A 17501-nucleotide genomic window follows, 5' to 3' on the forward strand; every position below is an offset into this window, starting at 1 on the left:
GATGGGGACGCACGTGGGCCCCGGGGCGGGTCGGACCGCCTCACAGACACAGCATCGAGGCTGTACGCAGCAGGTCAACGGTGGCGCGGCGCACCAGCATGGCGCCGCGTCTGCTCCCGGTCACTGCGTACGTCACCGCGCCATCCTATGTAGTGCGTCGCGGAAACCCCGACTCTCCAGCTGGGTCGAAATCGGTGCGCGCACAAATCTTGACAGATCGGTCATTCTCGTATCTGACCGGACGCAGAAGCGCCGTCGCCCCCGTACCGGAGAGGCACGGGGGCGACGGCGTCGAACGAAGCGGGTAGCTAGTCCAGGTAGTCGCGCAGGACCTGCGAGCGCGACGGGTGGCGCAGCTTCGACATGGTCTTGGACTCGATCTGACGGATGCGCTCACGGGTCACGCCGTACACCTGGCCGATCTCGTCGAGGGTGCGGGGCTGACCGTCGGTGAGACCGAAACGCAGGCGGACGACGCCGGCCTCGCGCTCGGACAGGGTCTCCAGGACCGACTGCAGCTGATCCTGCAGCAGCGTGAAGCTGACCGCGTCGACCGCGACCACGGCTTCGGAATCCTCGATGAAGTCACCGAGCTGGCTGTCGCCCTCGTCGCCGATGGTCTGGTCCAGCGAGATGGGTTCCCGGGCGTACTGCTGGATCTCCAGCACCTTCTCCGGGGTGATGTCCATTTCCTTGGCGAGCTCTTCGGGCGTCGGCTCACGGCCGAGGTCCTGGAGGAGTTCACGCTGGATGCGTCCGAGCTTGTTGATGACCTCGACCATGTGCACCGGGATACGGATGGTGCGGGCCTGGTCGGCCATGGCACGGGTGATCGCCTGCCGGATCCACCAGGTGGCATAGGTCGAGAACTTGTAGCCCTTGGTGTAGTCGAACTTCTCGACCGCGCGGATCAGACCGAGGTTGCCCTCCTGGATCAGGTCCAGGAACGCCATGCCGCGGCCGGTGTAACGCTTGGCCAGGGACACGACCAGTCGGAGGTTCGCCTCGAGCAGGTGGTTCTTGGCTCGGTTGCCGTCGCGCGAGATCCAGTTGAGGTCGCGCTTCTGGGCGGTGCTGAGCTTCTCGCCGGCGTCCATGATGCGTCGGAGACGCTCGGTGGCGAAGAGCCCGGCCTCGATCCGCTTGGCGAGCTCGACCTCTTCCTCGGCGTTGAGCAGGGCGACCTTGCCGATCTGCTTCAGATACGCACGGACGCTGTCGGCCGAGGCGGTGAGCTCGGCGTCCTTGCGCGCCTGGCGCAGGGCTTCGGACTCCTCCTCGTCCCACACGAAGTCACCCGACTTCGCGGCGGCGGAGTCGTCTTTGGTGGCCTTGGCGGTGGCCGCGGCGGCCGGGGCCTTCGCGTCCGCGGACTCCTCGTCGTCGTCCGACTCGTCGGCGTCGTCCTCGTCGTCGACCTCGAGATCGTCGATCTCGACGTCTTCGAGCTCGGCGTCGGGACCGTCGATGTCGTCGATCGAGTCCGGGTCGTCGGGCTCGGCGTTCGGATCGTCGCCCTCTGCCGACCCGGCCTTCTTGGCAGCCTTCTTCGGGGCCGCCTTCTTGGTGGCCTTCTTCGCTGCTGCCTTCTTGGCCGGGGCCTTGCGGGCGGCGGTCTTCTTCGCAGCCTTCTTGGCGGTCCGCTTGGCCGGGGCGTCGGTTGCGGCGGGGGTCGACTCGGTCGACTCCTCGGCCTCTACATCACCCTGGTGGGTCGTGATGGCTGCCACGTACAACCTTTCGAACTGTCTTCTGTGGTGTCTTCTGTCGTCTGTCACCAGACGTGACACGGCAGCACGAGCCGCCGTGGACGAGGTCTTGGTTTCTCGGTTGGAATGACCGGTGACGACCATTGTAACGACATCGTCGCGCCCGGTGTGTCAAAGACCTGGTCAATGCAGGCGCGGCGCTAGGTTTTGAGCCCCCGCGAGACCGCCATTGCGGCACCGACGATGCCGGCCGTGTTCAGCAGGACCGCCGGTACCACCGGGGTCTTGTTGGTCAGCAGCGGAATCCACTTGTCGGACTTGCGGCTGATGCCCCCGCCGGCGATGAAGAGCTTCGGCCAGAAGAGGGCCTCGTAGGTTTCGAGTACCTCGGAGACCTTCTCCGTCCACTTCTCGTACGACCAACCCTTCTCCTCCCGGACGCGCGAGGAGGCCTGATGCTCGGCCTCCTTTTTGCCGACCTGGAGATGACCGAGCTCGGTGTTGGGCACGAGGGTGCCGTCGATGAGGATCGCCGACCCGATGCCGGTCCCGAACGTCAGCAGCATCACAACCCCGGCGACGTCCTTGCCCGCGCCGTACGCGTCCTCGGCCATCCCCGCCGCGTCGGCGTCGTTGAGCACCGACACCTGCCTGCCGTCGAGGTGTCTGCTGAACAGGTCGTAGACGTCCGTGCCGATCCAGGCCTTGTCGATGTTGGCGGCCGTGCGCATGATCCCGTCGGTCACGACGCCGGGCAGGGTGATGCCGACCGGGCCCGGCCAGTCGAAGTGCGCCACGACCTCGGCCACCCCGTCGGCCACGGCGTCGGGCGTCGCCGGCTGCGGGGTGAGCACCTTGAACCGCTCGCCGACGAGTTCACCGGAATCGAGGTCGACGATCCCGCCCTTGATCCCGGAGCCGCCGACGTCCACCCCGAAACCGAGGTTGGTCGAAGACGTCGAACCGTCGGGGTCGGACGATTCGGGGACGGACGTGTCGGTCATGGCAGGGCTCCCTGTCCGGGTCGGCGGCAATCGGTAATCCAGGCTATCCACGTGACCCGTCGAACGCGCGACATCGCAACACTTGTCGACACGATTCGCCCGCACGAGGCAAGAGATCGGTCACCGCGATCGGCGGCGCGTTCGGGCGATGTGCTGACATGGAAGGCGTGGATCAGACAATTCCGGTGGACGAGCTCGCCGCGGTCGCCGACACCGTGGCCCGGGAGGCCGCCGCGCACGTGCGTCGCCGCCGGCCCGAATTGTTCGGTGCGACACCGGGACACGGCGCGCCCTCGGTGTCCGGGGCCCCAGACGCGGCCGTGTCCGCCGAGTCGACGGAACAAGCCGTGTCGACGAAGTCGACAGAACAGGCCGTGTCGACGAAGTCGACGGAAACCGATCCGGTCACCCTCGCCGACACCGAGACCGAGCGACTGATCCGCTCGCTGCTCCGTCAGGCACGTCCCGACGACGAGGTGCTCGGGGAGGAGGACGGCGGCAGCCGTGCGGTGCCCTCCGGCGTCCGATGGGTCGTCGACCCGATCGACGGCACCGTCAACTTCATGTACGGCGTGCCGGCCTACGCCGTGTCGGTCGCGGCGCAGGTCGACGGCCGGTCGGTGGCCGGGGTGGTCGTCGACGTGGCCCGCGACGTGACCTACGGCGCGACCCTCGGCGGCGGAGCCTGGGCGGCGGATTCGACCGGGGTCCGGCGGCCGCTGCGCTGCAACCCGGTCGATCGTGCCGAACTGGCTCTGGTGGCAACGGGTTTCGGCTACGACGCCGCGCGGCGCCGGCAGCAGGGTCGCATCGTCGCCGAACTGCTGCCGCGTGTGCGGGACGTACGTCGCATCGGTGCCGCGGCCCTCGATCTGTGCATGGTCGCCGCCGGCGCCGTCGACGCGCATTACGAACACGGCCTGAGCCCGTGGGACTGGGCGGCGGGAGGCCTCATCGCCGCCGAAGCCGGCGCGGTCGTCCAGACGCCGCCGCCGGACTCGAGGGCCGACGAGGGGCACATCACCGTCGCCGTCGCGCCGGGTGTGGCCGACGAATTCCTCGCACTGCTGGACGAATTCGACGCGCGCAGCCCGCTGACCTGACAGTCCGGCCGCCGGTCGGTCGGCGCTGCGTCCGCCGGCGTGACGCGCGAAGGTCGGCCGCGAAGGTCAGCAGGGAGTGGAGTGGACGGCCTCGACGAGCACCGGGTCGACGCCGCTCGCCGGGTTCTTCGGGTCCGCCGACCGCAGGGCCTCCAGTGCGGCTTGCGCGTCCTGCGACATCTCGCCACCCGAGTGGTGGACACCCAGCGCGACATCGACGGCCGTCCCGCGCCGGCCGTCGTCGACCAGCTGGGCGCACGGGAACGCGAGCCACGTGGCCGCCGCCGCGGCGCGACCGGCCGGACCGAACCGGATCTGCGCGACGCAGTTGAGATCCCGGTTGGGGTACACCGGATCGTCGGCATACGGATTGTCCGGCACCGGGGTGAACCCCTGTGCAGTGAGGTCGTCGGACACCGTCCGGGCCGCGCCGCGCTCGTCGGAGGCGTTGAGGACTCGCACACCGAAGGTCGACAGCGGAGCCGGTGCGACCCCGAGCATCTCGTCGCGTCCGACGACGGTCAGCGTCGGCGGTGCGGCCGGAGCGGGTGCGCCGGCCTCCACCGACGTCGGGGGCGTCGGCTGATTGCAGGCCGTCGGTACGGATTCGGTGTCGCCACCGCCCAGCGCGATCGCCCACACCACCACACCGACGACCATCAGGACGACGACCGTGATGATCGCGGGGGCATAGCGGCGCCGACGGTAGGATCGGCCCTGCTCGTCTGTCGGATAGCCGGACGTAATCTTCGACACCACCGTGGACTGGCTCCTCACTGGGCGTTGCGTGATCTCGGATCACTCTAGAGGGTGGCCCCGCGGCGGCCCGCGTGCCTCGCCGGGAGAGGCGTCGCCGGGGTGAATCGAGTCGTCTGCCGACCGATGATGCGAAACTTACCGACGAGTTGGGTCCAGCGTATTGACCTTGAGTAGGGTGTCGACTATGCTTCGGGCGCCCGCGCTTCCAGACCCGGGGTGCGCCTGATATCGAACCGTGATCGAAATCACGCAATACGTCTGTTTCTCTGGTACGAATCTCGCCCGAGACGACGTTGCAGTGACCCCATCGGTAAGACAATCCCGGCGGAGTCGTGCGCAAGAACACCGGGTGGCGACGCCAGCGCCGTCACCGTGAGCGCCCCTCACACTCTCGACAAGTTAGGCACAGAATGGCTACAGATTATGACGCGCCGCGGCGGACGGAGACCGAGGACCTCAACGAGGACTCGCTCGAAGAGCTGAAGGCCCGGCGCAGCGAGGCGCAGTCTTCCGCGGTGGATGTCGACGAGAGTGACACCGCGGAATCCTTCGAACTTCCCGGCGCCGATCTCTCCGGCGAAGAACTGTCGGTGCGTGTCATCCCCAAGCAGGCCGACGAGTTCACTTGTACCAGCTGCTTTCTCGTCTATCACCGCAGCCGGCTGGCCGAGGAGAACGGAAGCTCGCTCATCTGCGTCGACTGCGCGTGAGCAGGTCCGCGATCAGCGATTGACAGCTGATGAAGGGGGCCGACGCCGAACACGGCGCGGCCCCTTCGTCGTGTCCGGGGTCAGGCGGTGGGTTCGGGACGGTCGGCCGCGGCGTCCTCGATGCCCAGGGCCGCGAGGAGTTCGGCCGGACGGCGGGTGGACACGAGCCAGTACGGCGTCGGGTCGTCGGGGTCGTCGAGCACGATGAGGACCATCGTCTTCACCCAGGACCGGTGCACGAGGTAGGCGGCCGGATCGAGCTGGCGGCCGAGAGCCGCGCTCTTGGCGGACGCCGGAACCGTTGCCGCGCGCGCCACGACGCCACGCGGCAGAACAGCGCGATGGGCGTGCAGTTCCCGGTCCGGGGTCACCCGGATACGGGTGCGGCCCATCGACCACAGCATCACCGCGCACAGCACGCCGGTGGCGACGTAACCGATGATGCTCCAGGCGCTCCCGCGCGCCGACAACTGGATCTCGTAGCCCACCACGCCGGTGAGGACCACGGCGGCGAGCCACCACCACCAGGGGACGTACAGCCGCTCGTCGAACCGATCGGTCGTCGAGTCGGCGACGCCGGCGTTCCGCCCGGTGGGTGCGGGGGAGGCGTCCGACGTGCCCCCGGGGCGCTCAGGCGAATGATCTGCGGTCACGTGACCAGCGTAGTCTGCGTCCGTGACCCCAGATCTCCCCCCTGTGCACCCCTCCGCCCCGGCGTCGATCGCGGTCCGTCGCCTCGACCCCGACCTACCCCTGCCGACCAGGGCGCACCCGGGTGATGCGGGGGTCGACCTCTACTCGACGATCGATCTGGAACTGCCCGCCGGGCGCCGGCAGCTCGTCGGAACCGGGATCGCGGTGGCCCTGCCCGTGGGCACCGTCGGGCTGATCCACCCGCGGTCGGGCCTGGCCGCCCGGGCCGGCCTGTCGGTCGTGAACACCCCGGGCACCATCGACGCCGGCTATCGCGGGGAGATCAAGGTCTGTCTGATCAACCACGACCCGGAACAGACGATCTCGATCGCGCGCGGCGACCGGATCGCTCAGCTGATCGTGCAGCGGGTCGAGCTGCCCGAGTTCGTCGAGGTCGACGAACTCGACGAGACCGCCCGGGGCGACGGCGGTTACGGATCGAGCGGCGGTTCGGCGATTCTCGCCTGACCTCCGCCCGGCGGTGGTGGATTACTGTTTCCGGTGTGGCCGGCGGATCGTCGTCGCCGGCGGTGACGAACGAGGAGTGACGCGATGGCACAGGACGGATCAGAGGAATTGCGGGTCGGTCAGGCGCGCGGTCCCTACGACCTCGACGCGCTGGCCACCCGACCGCAGGAACTCGAGAACTCCCATCTCGACCTCGGTTCGGTGCTGGTGCCGGTGGTCGAGGGCGGTCAGGTCACCGTCGAGATGTCCGAGGCCCACCAACCGCAGAACGTGTATCTGGTGACACCCATCGGCCGGATCTCGGTGACGGCCTTCGCGGCACCCAAGTCGCCGGGGATGTGGCGCGAGGTGGTCCGGGAACTGGCCGGCTCGCTGCGCGATGACGGTGCCACCACGAGCGTCGAAGACGGGCACTGGGGGCGGGAGGTGGTCGCCGAGACCGATGGCGTCACCCACCGCTTCATCGGGGTCGACGGGCCGCGCTGGCTCGTCCGGTGCGTGGGCAGCGGGCCCACCGAGAACGCCGACGACCTCGCGCGGCTGAGCCGTGCCGTACTCGCCGAGACCGTCGTCCGACGCGGCTCCGAACCCTTCCCTCCGCGGGACCCGCTGCCGATCGTGCTGCCCCCCGTGCTCGCCGAGCAGGTCGCGGCCGCCCAGCAGCAGATGTTCGCCGATCCCGCAGCCGGGCAGAATCCCCAGAATCAGCCGCCCCAGAACCAGCCGCCCCAGGCTCCGGTCGCCGGGGCCGACCCGGTCGCGACCGACGAGTCGGGGCCCGTCGCCGGTGGCGCGCTCGATCAGGTCGCACACGCCACCGTGTACGGCGAGAACACCTATCGCGACGACGCGGATGCCGCGGTCGCGGACGCCGCCGACGAGCCGCCCGCCACCGAGGCGCCCACCGGTCCGGCCGAGGACGACGACTCGCAGCCGCCGTCGTCGGGTTCGGCGATGCAGCGTTTCCTCCGCCGCCGCTGACTTCCGATCACCCCTGCGGGTCGGTCAGACGGATCCATCCGTCCCGGGCGCCGGCCCCGAGCAGTCCCGGGTTCCGGCCCCAGTCGTCGAGAGCGACCTCCACGAGGGCCGATCGCGGTGCGGCGGCGCGCCACTCACGGGCGACGGTGATCGGGTGCACGGGATCGTCGGGAGCCGCGACAAGCGCGAGCGGCACCGTGAGTCCAACGATCTCGTCGGCTGCCGGCGCCCGGTAGTCGGCCGCCTCGCGCAAGGTGGCGGCGAGGCCGGGGTGCAGGCGTCGCCACGATCGGGACAGTTCCGCGGCCAGCCACTCCGGGCTGCTGCTCGCCATCGCGCCGATGGTCGCCTCGAGACCGTCACGCTCGAGCGCCTCGGCGGTGGCGAGGGCGCTCGCGGCCGCCGGCGCCGCATGCGCGTCACCGCTCCACGCGGGCAGCGCGGCGAGCACGCCGGAGCAGCGTCGCCCGCCGTCTCGCAGAGCCCAGTCGAGCGCGATCGCGGCCCCGATCGAGACGCCGCCCACCAGGATCGACCGGTGCGTTCGCGCGGCACCCTCCAGCCCGCGCCGGTGGCCATCGATCAGCGACGTCGTCGGTTCCAGGGCGATGAGCTCGACCCCGAGGTCGACGGCGGCGGCGCCGAACGAGCGGGCGGCGTGGTCGGCGTCGGAACCCGTTCCGGGGATCACGACCAGAGCGGTCGGCGACGGGCGGTGCAGACGGTCGGTGCCGGGCATCAAGGCATCATCCCCTAGTGTGTCCCGGGGCCCCGCGCAGACCCGAGATCGCGGCGGCCCGACACCGCGGAATGCCCCCGTGGTCGTCTACGTTGTCACTGGCGCAGGCCGGGGTCTACGCTGGCGGACAGGTCACCGATCACTCGTTCGGCGACCCACGGTCACCGCTCCGCGCAGCCCGCGGTACCGGCCGAAATCCATTGGGAGGGTCGAGATGCCCACTGCCGGCTATCTCAAACGACTGACCCGTCGGCTCACCGAAGATCTCGGTGACGCCGACGCAGAGAAGATCGCCGAGGAATCCAAGGCGACGGGTGCCCAGCGGGCATCCGAATGCTGTCGCGGCGACGAGGTCACCATGCACGGTGAGCTCCGCGCCGTCGAGACGTGTTCGCGCTCGGCCAAGGCGGGTGTGAAGGCCGAGTTTTTCGACGGCTCCGACATCGTGATGCTCAAGTGGCTGGGTCGCAACCGCATCACCGGGATCGAACCCGGTCGCAAGGTCACCGTCCGCGGACGCCTCGCCGAGCAGGACGGCCACAAGGTGATCTACAACCCCTATTACGAGCTGCACGGCGTCGACGAGTGACCGGCCCGGCCCCCGAACAGCCGGCCCCCGAACAGCAGCAGGTATCCGAACCGCCGGCGCCGGAGCGGACGACGCCGACGGTCCTCGAGCAGATCGGTGGCGTCTCGGGTCTCGTCTATTCCACGGTGCCCGTGGTGGTGTTCGTGCCCGTCAACTCGTTCTTCGATCTCCGCACGGCCATCTACGCCGCACTCGGTGTGGCGGCGCTGCTCTTCATCGTGCGACTCGTGCGCCGCGAACCGCTGACGCCCGCGATCTCGGGCCTGCTGGGCGTCGCGATCTGCGTCTTCATCGCCGACCGGGTGGGGGATGCCAAGGGCTACTTCCTCTTCGGGATCTGGAGCACCCTCGTCTACGCGATCGTGTTCGCGGTCTCAATCCTGGTGCGATGGCCACTCATCGGCGTGGCATGGCACCTGGTCAACGGTGAGGGGTCGAGCTGGCGCAGACAACGATCCATCCTGCGCGCCTACGACATCGCCACCGCGCTGTGGGCGCTGCTCTTCGCGGCACGCTATCTCACCCAGTCGGAACTGTACGACGACGGCGCGACCGGGTGGCTGGCGTTCACACGCATCGCGATGGGCTGGCCCCTGACCGCTCTGGTGGTGCTCGCGACGATCCTGCTGGTGCGCCGCGCGCAGCGCGCCGAAGCGGCCCGCGCCGAGTCCTCGGCGCAGGCCGAGATCACCGCACGATCTGCATAGCCTCGTAGAGCGCGGGTTCGGCCTCGACGGGGGCGATGAAGATCAGTTCGTCGCCGCCCTCGATGGGGTCGTCGCGCTGCGGGACGATGACGCGCCCACCGCGCAGGATCGCGACGAGTGCCGCGTCCCGGGGGAGTTCCAGCTTGCGGACGGGCTTACCCGCGAGCGGCGTGTTCGACGGCAGGGTCAGTTCGACCAGATTGGCCTGTCCCTGACGGAACGTCATCAGCCGGACCAGGTCGCCGACGGACACCGCCTCCTCGACGAGGGAGGCCAGCAGTCGCGGGGTCGACACGGCGACGTCGACACCCCAGTCCTCGCCGAAGAGCCATTCGTTGCGGGGGTCGTTGACGCGGGCGACGACCCGGTTGACCGCGAACTCGGTTTTCGCGAGAAGACTGACGACGAGGTTGGCCTTGTCGTCGCCGGTCGCGGCGATCATCACGTCGTAGGTCTGCAGCTGCGCGTTCTCGAGGTTGGCGAGTTCGCACGCGTCGGCGAGTACCCACTCCGCGCCGGCGACGGCGTCGGTGTCGATGTGACCGGCGTCCCGCTCGAAGAGCGTGACCTCGTGGGCGTTGACGAGCAGTTCGCGTGCGATGGAACGTCCGACCGCGCCGGCTCCGGCGATGGCGACCTTCACTTCAGGACTCCTTCGGCCCGGATCATCCGGACTCGTTCTGGGTGAACGGCGTCGCGGCGAGGCCACGAGCGTTCTTGAGATTGTCGAGCATGACCGCCCCGTAGATCACATCATCCTGTTGGACAACGGTTTTCGCGTCGGGCAGAACCGGGCGTCCGACGCGGCTGAGGAACACGACCCGCGCCCCGGTCTGTTCCTGGAACTTGGCGACCGAGATCCCGATCCACGACTCGTCGACGTCGAACTGCGCGATGGCCAGCGAACCGGACGGGTCTCGCCACTCCATCGTCGTCGTCTCGCCGAGTGCCGAGACGAACCGTTCGGTCGTCCACGGCACGGTCGCGACCGTCGGGATCCCGAGACGCTCGTACACCTCGGCGCGCTTGGCGTCGTAGATGCGGGCGACGACGCGCTCGACGTCGAAGGTCTCCCGGGCCACCCGCGCCGCGATGATGTTCGAGTTGTCCCCGGACGACACGGCGGCGAAGGCGTCGGCGTGCTCGATGCCCGCCTTGACCAGGATCTCGCGGTCGAACCCGACCCCGGTGATCGTGCGGCCCGCGAAATCGGGACCCAATCGCACGAACGCACTCGGATCGCGGTCGATGATCGCGACGTCGTGTCCGCGCTTCTGCATCGCCATCGCGAGCGAGGATCCGACCCGCCCGCAACCCATGATGACCACCTGCACGGCATTCCTCTCCACATGCGGCTCGTCTGCCGCGAGTCGAACCTACCCGGCTCGGCGCCGACGCTCTAGGGTTGCCTGGTGTCCACCGTCTCCAAGGTGTCCGTCGCGACGAAACGCCTGCTGCTCGGCAGGCCGTTCCGCAGCGACACCCTCGGTCATACCCTTCTGCCCAAGCGGATCGCCCTGCCGGTCTTCGCCTCCGACGCGATGAGCTCCGTGGCGTACGCGCCGCAGGAGATCTTCCTGGTCCTGTCGGTCGCGGGGATCAGCGCCCTCGCGTTCACGCCGTGGGTGGCGATCGCGGTCGCGATCGTCATGATCGTCGTCGTCGCGAGCTACCGGCAGAACGTGCACGCCTATCCCTCGGGTGGCGGCGACTACGAGGTCGCGACCGTCAACCTCGGCCCCAACGCGGGCCTCACCGTCGGTAGCGCACTCCTCGTGGACTATGTGCTCACGGTGGCGGTGTCGGTCACCTCGGCCGCGGAGAACATCGGCTCGGCGATCCCGTTCGTCGGTGAGCACAAGGTGTGGTTCTGCGTGGGCGCGATCGTGCTGCTCGCCGCGGTCAACCTGCGCGGCATCAAGGAGTCCGGCGCCGTGCTGGCGATCCCCACCTATGGATTCATCATCGGTGTCCTGGGCATGCTCATCTGGGGCTTCACCGAGATCTTCGTACTCGGGCAGGACATCCAGTCCGAGACCGCGGACTTCGGCATCGTGCCCGAGCAGGACAACCTGACCGGACTGGCGCTGATCTTCCTCGTCGCCCGGTCGTTCTCCTCCGGTTGTGCGGCGCTCACCGGAGTGGAGGCCATCAGCAACGGGGTGCCCGCGTTCCGGAAACCCAAGTCCCGCAACGCCGCGACGACGCTGCTGCTACTCGGCACCTTCTCCATCACGCTGCTGCTGGGCATCGTCCTGCTGGCCGAGAAGATCGGCGCGAAGTACGTGATGAACCCGGACCAGGACCTCATCGGTGCACCCGAGGGCTACCAGCAGAAGGCGATGATCGCCCAGCTCGCCCACGCCGTCTTCGACTCGTTCCCGCCCGCGTTCTTCTTCGTCGCCACCGTCACCGCGCTGATCCTGCTGCTGGCGGCCAACACCGCCTTCAACGGGTTCCCGGTGCTGGGATCGGTACTCGCGCAGGACCGTTACCTGCCGCGCCAGCTGCACACCCGCGGTGACCGGTTGGCGTTCAGCAACGGCATCCTGTTCCTCGCGATCGCCGCGATCATCTTCGTGGTCGCCTTCGGCGCGCAGGTGACCTCGCTGATCCAGCTCTACATCGTCGGTGTGTTCGTCTCGTTCACGCTGAGCCAGACCGGCATGGTGCGGCACTGGACCCGCTTGCTGCGCACCGAAACCGATCCGAGCGCGCGCCGACGCATGATGCAATCCCGCGTGGTCAACACCGTGGGCCTGGTGATGACGGCCACTGTCCTCGTCGTGGTGCTCCTGACGAAGTTCACCGAAGGGGCCTATATCGCGGTGATCGCGATGGTCGTGCTGTTCGTGATCATGAAGCTCATCCACCACCACTACGCCTCGGTGCAGCGCGAGCTCGACCGCGCCGAGGAGGACGACGAGGCGGTCCTGCCGAGCCGTACCCATTCGATCGTGCTGGTGTCCAGCCTGCACATGGCGTCGAAGCGGGCGCTGCGATACGCGCGGGCCACCCGGCCGGACGTGCTCGAGGCGATCACGGTCAACGTCGACGACCGCGACACCCGCAAACTCGTCTCCGAGTGGGAGGCCAGTGACATCACCGTCCCGCTGAAGGTCATCGCGTCGCCGTACCGCGAGATCACCCGTCCGGTCGTCGAATACGTGCGCCGGGTGCGCCGTGAATCGCCGCGCGACGTGGTCACCGTGTTCATCCCGGAGTACGTCGTCGGGCACTGGTGGGAGCAGATCCTGCACAATCAGTCGGCGCTGCGCCTCAAGGGACGTCTGCTGTTCGAACCAGGTGTGATGGTGACCTCGGTGCCGTGGCAGCTCACCTCGTCGGACCGGCGCAAGGAAGACCGCGAGTACTGGGCGCCGGGGGAGACCCGCCGCGCGCTGGGCGAACCCGAACGGCGACCGTGACCGGGCCGGAAACGCCCCGCCGGGTCGAGGTCGGCGTCGACCGCCCGGCCAACGGTGGAGAGGCGGTGGGCCGTGCGGACGGCCGGGTCGTGTTCGTCCGCGGGGCGATCCCTGGCGAACGGGTGGTCGCCGAGATCACCGACGACCGGCACGACTCGTACTGGCGGGCCCATGTGGTCGACGTGCTCGACGCCTCGCCGCACCGCGTGTCCTCGCCGTGCCCGGCCGCGTCGGCCGGAGCCGGCTGCTGCGATCTCGGTCATGTGGACCCCGATCACGCGCGGGACCTGAAACAGGATGTGCTGCTCGACGTCCTGGACCGGGTGGGCCACCTGCCGCGCGACGTCGTCGAGGGCACCGAGCTGGCAACCGTCGGAGTGCGTCGGCTCGGAGCCGACACCGGGTGGCGGATCCGTACCCGCCTGGCCGTGGACGGGCAGGGGCACCCGGGACAGTCGGCGTTCCGCGGCCGGACGATCGTGACCGAGCCCTGTGTACAGCCCGCCGCGGGCATGCTCGACGGGCTCGGAGACAGCCGCTTCACCCCGCACTCCGAGCTCGCGGTCGTGCTCGACGCCGACGGCGCTCGCCACGTCACCGAACTCGCGCCGGTCGAGAAGCCGCGCCGGGGCAGCGCCGACAGCCGTCGTCGCGCGCAGCAGAACCGCGTCCGGCGGTCGCGGCCCCGCGACCGGGTGGTCGTCGAAGGCGGCGCGAACGCGGTCCGACGCGTCGGCGGACGATCCTGGGACATCCCGGTCACCGGATTCTGGCAGGCGCACCGCGAGGCACCCCGGGCCTACTCCGAGACCGTCGTCGACCTCGTCGGTGCACACCTCGCGACGCCGCCGCGGGTGGCGTGGGATCTCTACGGTGGCGCGGGAGTGTTCGCGGGTGCGCTGCTCGACGGTCCCGGGGACCTGGACACCGTCCACATCGTCGATTCCGACCAGGCCGCCCTCGCCGCCGCCGACCATGCGTTCGCCGGCGAGGGCGATCGGGTGCGCACCCACCGCGGCGAGGTCGCGGCCCGGATCGCGGACCTGTCCGGCCGGCCGGACGTCGTCGTGCTCGACCCGCCCCGCACCGGGGCGGGCGAGCGGGTGATCGCCGCGGTCGCCGACGCCCGGCCCGGCATCGTGGTCCATGTGGGTTGTGACGCCGCCCGGTTCGCACGTGATCTCGGACTCTTCGCCGAGCGCGGATTCCGGGTGGTCGAGATCCGCGGTTTCGACGCGTTCCCGCTGACACACCACGTGGAAGCGGTGGCCTGCCTCCTCCCGTCCGCGACCGGGTGAGCAACGCGGGCCCGGGCGGCCCCGCGACACCGGCACCCCGGCCATCCGCCGGTCCGGCTCGCAACGAATGCTTCCGTAGACTGACCTGACATGTGCCGGACGTTCTCGGCACAACAGCCGACCTGGCGCCATGCCGGTGATGGAGGAAACGATGGGTGTGCTCGACCGGATCAGCTCGCCGGCCGATCTTCGGCCGCTGTCGGACGAGGAGATGGAAACCCTCGCGTCCGAGATCCGGACGTTCCTGATCGAGAAGGTCGCGGCCACCGGCGGACACCTCGGTCCGAATCTCGGTGTCGTCGAACTGACGCTCGGTATCCACCGGGTCTTCGATTCGCCGTCGGATGCGATCCTCTTCGACACCGGCCACCAGTCCTACGTCCACAAGATCGTCACCGGCCGCAAAGACGGCTTCGATCAGCTGCGCCAGCGTGGCGGTCTCACCGGCTACCAGGAGCGCGCGGAGTCCGAGCACGATTGGGTGGAGTCCTCACACGCCTCGGCGGCGCTGTCCTACGCCGACGGCCTGGCGAAATCCTTCGAGCTGACCGGGCAGTCGCATCGCACGGTGGTCGCGGTCGTCGGTGACGGCGCCCTCACCGGCGGCATGTGCTGGGAGGCGATCAACAACATCGCCGCCTGTAATCGCCCGGTGGTCATCGTCGTGAACGACAACGGGCGCTCCTATGCGCCGACGATCGGCGGTCTCGCCAGTCATCTGTCGGGGCTCAGGCTGCAGCCGGGATACGAGAAGTTCCTCGACGAGGGCCGTCGTGTCGTCAAGCAGGTCCCCGTCGTCGGCGAACCGGCCTATGCCGTCCTGCACGGGATGAAGAGCGGACTCAAGGACCTGCTGGCCCCGCAGGCGATGTTCACCGACCTCGGACTCAAGTACGTCGGACCGGTCGACGGCCACGACATCGACGCGGTCGAATCGGCGCTGCGACAGGCCCGCGACTTCGGTGGACCGGTCATCGTGCACACCGTGACCCGCAAGGGCATGGGTTACGCCCACGCCGAGAACCACGTCGCCGACCTGATGCACGCCACCGGCATCATCGACCCGGTCACCGGCCGGCCCACGAGTGTGTCGCCGCAGGACTGGACCGCGGTCTTCTCCGCCGCGCTGCTCGACGCCGGCGCCAACCGTCCCGACGTCGTCGCCATCACCGCGGCGATGCCCGGACCGACGGGACTCACCCCGTTCGGCGATCGTTACCCGGACCGCATGTTCGACGTCGGCATCGCCGAACAGCATGCGATGACCTCGGCGGCCGGACTCGCTCTCGGCGGTTTGCATCCGGTCGTCGCGATCTACTCGACGTTCCTCAACCGGGCGTTCGATCAGCTGCTGATGGACGTCGCGCTGCTGAAGCAGCCGGTGACGCTCGTGCTCGACCGCTCCGGCATCACCGGCCCCGACGGTCCGAGTCACCACGGCATGTGGGACCTCTCGCTCATGGCGATGGTGCCCGGTCTGCGGGTGGCCGCCCCGCGGGACGCGGTCCGGCTCCGTGAGGAGTTCGACGAGGCGCTCGGCGTCGCCGACGGTCCGACCGCGCTGCGGTTCTCCAAAGGCGCGGTCCCCGAGGACATCCGGGCCGTCGAACGGCTCGACGACGGGGTCGACGTGCTGCACCGGACCGACCGTGACCTCGGTCCGGCCGGCGGCGACGTCCTGATCGTCGCGGTCGGCGCGTTCTGTGGTCTGGCCGTGGACACCGCCGAACGCCTGGCCCGACAGGGCATCGACGCGACGGTCGTCGATCCCCGCTGGGTGCTGCCGGTCCCGACATCGGTGGTCGAGGTGGCGCGCCGCCATCGGCTGGTCGTCACGCTCGAGGACGGATGCACCAGCGGCGGCGTCGGTTCCGCGGTCGCGACCGCGTTGTCGGCGGCCGAGGTGCTGGTTCCGGTCCAGATCAAGGGGATCCCGCAGGAATTCGTCCCGCACTCCTCCCGTGGTGAGATCCTCGCCGACCTCGGATTGACCGCGCAGGACCTCGCCCGGTCGATCACCGCCACGGTCTCGGGTATGCAGGCCGGACCCGGTCTGGATCGCGCCATCCAGACCGCGCCCGACCCGGCGGAGAGCCGCGCGGACGACTGACTCCCGGCGGGCTGATCCCGACCCGTTCGATGCCGGAGAGGTCCGGTTTGGCCGGTGCCGCCGCTGGGCATTTTCTGTCCTGTGAACGATGACCTGCCGGCGCCGACCCTCGGGGTCGAGGAGGAGTTCGTCCTGGTCGACCGGGAGACCGGACGGCCGGTCGGGCGCAACCGCGAGGTGGCCGCCGCAGCGTCGGCACGCGGTCTGGACCTCGAGCTGGAGCTCACCTCATCGCAGGTGGAGATCGCCACGCCCACTGCGGCTTCGGGCCCGGAGATCGGCGACCACCTCCGCCGGTTACGCGGCATTCTCGCGGCGGCCGCCGACGAGGTGGGCGTCGACGTCGTCGCGTGCGGGGTGCCGCCGCGTGTGCCCGACTCGTTTCCGGTGACCGACACCGGCCGGTACCGTGCGATCGCCGACCGGTACGGCATGCTCGCCCACGAGCAGGGGATCAGCGGTTGCCACGTCCACGTGGGCGTACCCGACACCGAGACCGCGGTCGCGGTGTGCAACCGGCTACGGCCGTGGCTGCCGCTCCTGCTGGCCCTGGCGGCCAACTCGGCGATCTATCGCGACGCGGACTCCGGCCACGCGAGCTGGCGGTCGGTGCTGTGGTCGCGCTGGCCGGCAGCGGGTCCGCCGCCACATCTGCGGTCGGCCGAGCACTTCGCCGATACTGTCGAACTCCTCGTCGCCACCGGCACGATCCTCGACCCGCACATGCTGTATTGGGACGCCCGGCCGTCGGATCATCTGCCCACGGTCGAGGTGCGCGTCGGCGACGTACAGATGCGCGTCGAGGAGACCGAGATCTTCGCCACCGTCGTCCGGGCCGCGGTGATGAGCGCCCTCGACGACCTCCGGCACGGGGGCCGGCAGGCACGGACGGGCGTGGTCCTCGATCCCGCGCTCCTGTCGGCCGCCTACTGGATCGCCGCCCACGACGGTGTCGACGGGCGCGCGCTGGACCCCGCGACGGGGGCTCTGATGTCGGTCTGGACCCGCGTCGATCAGCTGCTCACGACGCTCGCGCCCGCTCTGGACCGGCTCGGTGAACGGGAGCGCGTCGCGCAGGCGCTGGAAGCGCTGCGGCGAGACGGTAACGGGGCCACCCGTCAGCGGCGCATCTTCGCGGAGTCCGGCTCGGCACTCGCCGTCGTCCGGGCGGCAATGCTGCGCCGGCCGGGATGACCGCAGCGA

Annotated in this window: 17 protein-coding genes; 10 read left to right on the forward strand and 7 right to left on the reverse strand. The window is 69.6% G+C overall.

The window, feature by feature from the left end; all coding sequences use genetic code 11:
- Positions 1-308: 308 nt before the first annotated feature.
- Positions 309-1853, reverse strand: coding sequence for an RNA polymerase sigma factor (locus CA982_RS18895; protein ID WP_086536797.1), 1545 nt, complete (start codon positions 1851-1853; stop codon positions 309-311).
- Between the two features lie 56 nt (positions 1854-1909).
- Positions 1910-2713 carry a polyphosphate--glucose phosphotransferase gene (gene ppgK / locus CA982_RS18900; protein WP_086536798.1) on the reverse strand — a complete coding sequence of 268 codons (804 nt, stop codon included), beginning with the start codon at positions 2711-2713 and terminating at the stop codon, positions 1910-1912.
- A gap of 158 nt (positions 2714-2871) precedes the next feature.
- On the opposite strand from ppgK, the gene CA982_RS18905 reads away from it, so the two are divergent.
- Positions 2872-3816 carry an inositol monophosphatase family protein gene (locus tag CA982_RS18905; protein WP_086536799.1) on the forward strand — a complete coding sequence of 315 codons (945 nt, stop codon included), beginning with the start codon at positions 2872-2874 and terminating at the stop codon, positions 3814-3816.
- 66 nt (positions 3817-3882) lie between these two features.
- Here CA982_RS18905 and cei read toward each other — a convergent pair whose 3' ends face one another.
- Positions 3883-4575 (reverse strand): envelope integrity protein Cei, encoded by a 693-nt coding sequence (gene cei, locus CA982_RS18910; RefSeq protein WP_086536800.1) that lies wholly within the window; start codon positions 4573-4575, stop codon positions 3883-3885.
- Positions 4576-4985: 410 nt separating this feature from the next.
- On the opposite strand from cei, the gene CA982_RS18915 reads away from it, so the two are divergent.
- Positions 4986-5285, forward strand: coding sequence for a DUF4193 domain-containing protein (locus CA982_RS18915; protein ID WP_004018846.1), 300 nt, complete (start codon positions 4986-4988; stop codon positions 5283-5285).
- A gap of 80 nt (positions 5286-5365) precedes the next feature.
- Here the strand turns inward: CA982_RS18915 and CA982_RS18920 are convergent, their stop codons facing one another.
- Complete coding sequence (locus CA982_RS18920) at positions 5366-5938, reverse strand: DUF3093 domain-containing protein (RefSeq protein ID WP_086536801.1); 573 nt, start codon at positions 5936-5938, stop codon at positions 5366-5368.
- Positions 5939-5960: 22 nt separating this feature from the next.
- Here CA982_RS18920 and dut point away from each other — a divergent pair, with 22 nt between their 5' ends.
- Together dut and CA982_RS18930 are read left to right on the forward strand one after the other, a co-directional pair.
- Positions 5961-6446: a dUTP diphosphatase gene (gene dut, locus CA982_RS18925; protein ID WP_086536802.1), complete on the forward strand. Its 486-nt coding sequence runs from the start codon at positions 5961-5963 to the stop codon at positions 6444-6446.
- 84 nt (positions 6447-6530) lie between these two features.
- The gene (locus tag CA982_RS18930) at positions 6531-7427 is read left to right on the forward strand and encodes a DUF3710 domain-containing protein (protein ID WP_086536803.1); all 897 of its coding nucleotides are present in this window, start codon (positions 6531-6533) and stop codon (positions 7425-7427) included.
- A gap of 7 nt (positions 7428-7434) precedes the next feature.
- Here CA982_RS18930 and CA982_RS18935 read toward each other — a convergent pair whose 3' ends face one another.
- Complete coding sequence (locus CA982_RS18935) at positions 7435-8166, reverse strand: alpha/beta hydrolase (RefSeq protein ID WP_086536804.1); 732 nt, start codon at positions 8164-8166, stop codon at positions 7435-7437.
- Between the two features lie 214 nt (positions 8167-8380).
- On the opposite strand from CA982_RS18935, the gene CA982_RS18940 reads away from it, so the two are divergent.
- Together CA982_RS18940 and CA982_RS18945 are read left to right on the forward strand one after the other, a co-directional pair.
- On the forward strand, positions 8381-8755 hold the full coding sequence (locus CA982_RS18940) for an OB-fold nucleic acid binding domain-containing protein (protein ID WP_004018839.1): 375 nt from the start codon (positions 8381-8383) through the stop codon (positions 8753-8755).
- Positions 8752-9462, forward strand: a complete 711-nt coding sequence (locus CA982_RS18945; protein ID WP_086536805.1) for a DUF3159 domain-containing protein — start codon at positions 8752-8754, stop codon at positions 9460-9462. The genes CA982_RS18940 and CA982_RS18945 overlap by 4 nt, the downstream gene beginning before the upstream one ends.
- Here the strand turns inward: CA982_RS18945 and CA982_RS18950 are convergent.
- Positions 9443-10105 (reverse strand): potassium channel family protein, encoded by a 663-nt coding sequence (locus CA982_RS18950; protein ID WP_086536806.1) that lies wholly within the window; start codon positions 10103-10105, stop codon positions 9443-9445. The genes CA982_RS18945 and CA982_RS18950 overlap by 20 nt on opposite strands.
- Positions 10106-10127: 22 nt before the next feature.
- On the reverse strand, positions 10128-10796 hold the full coding sequence (locus tag CA982_RS18955; RefSeq protein ID WP_086536830.1) for a potassium channel family protein: 669 nt from the start codon (positions 10794-10796) through the stop codon (positions 10128-10130).
- A gap of 78 nt (positions 10797-10874) precedes the next feature.
- On the opposite strand from CA982_RS18955, the gene CA982_RS18960 reads away from it, so the two are divergent.
- From CA982_RS18960 to CA982_RS18975, 4 genes are all read left to right on the forward strand, one after another.
- A complete protein-coding gene (locus tag CA982_RS18960; RefSeq protein ID WP_086536807.1) occupies positions 10875-12890 on the forward strand; it encodes an APC family permease in 2016 nt (671 codons plus the stop codon).
- The gene (locus CA982_RS18965; protein ID WP_086536808.1) at positions 12887-14188 is read left to right on the forward strand and encodes a class I SAM-dependent RNA methyltransferase; all 1302 of its coding nucleotides are present in this window, start codon (positions 12887-12889) and stop codon (positions 14186-14188) included. Before CA982_RS18960 ends, CA982_RS18965 begins: the two co-directional genes overlap by 4 nt.
- Positions 14189-14339: 151 nt before the next feature.
- Positions 14340-16298 (forward strand): 1-deoxy-D-xylulose-5-phosphate synthase, encoded by a 1959-nt coding sequence (gene dxs / locus CA982_RS18970; RefSeq protein WP_086536831.1) that lies wholly within the window; start codon positions 14340-14342, stop codon positions 16296-16298.
- Positions 16299-16379: 81 nt separating this feature from the next.
- Entirely contained in the window at positions 16380-17492 is a 1113-nt protein-coding gene (locus CA982_RS18975; protein WP_244176376.1) for a carboxylate-amine ligase, read from the forward strand.
- Positions 17493-17501: the final 9 nt, after the last annotated feature.

It is taken from the genome of Gordonia lacunae (assembly GCF_002149015.1).
GTDB lineage: Bacteria > Actinomycetota > Actinomycetes > Mycobacteriales > Mycobacteriaceae > Gordonia > Gordonia lacunae.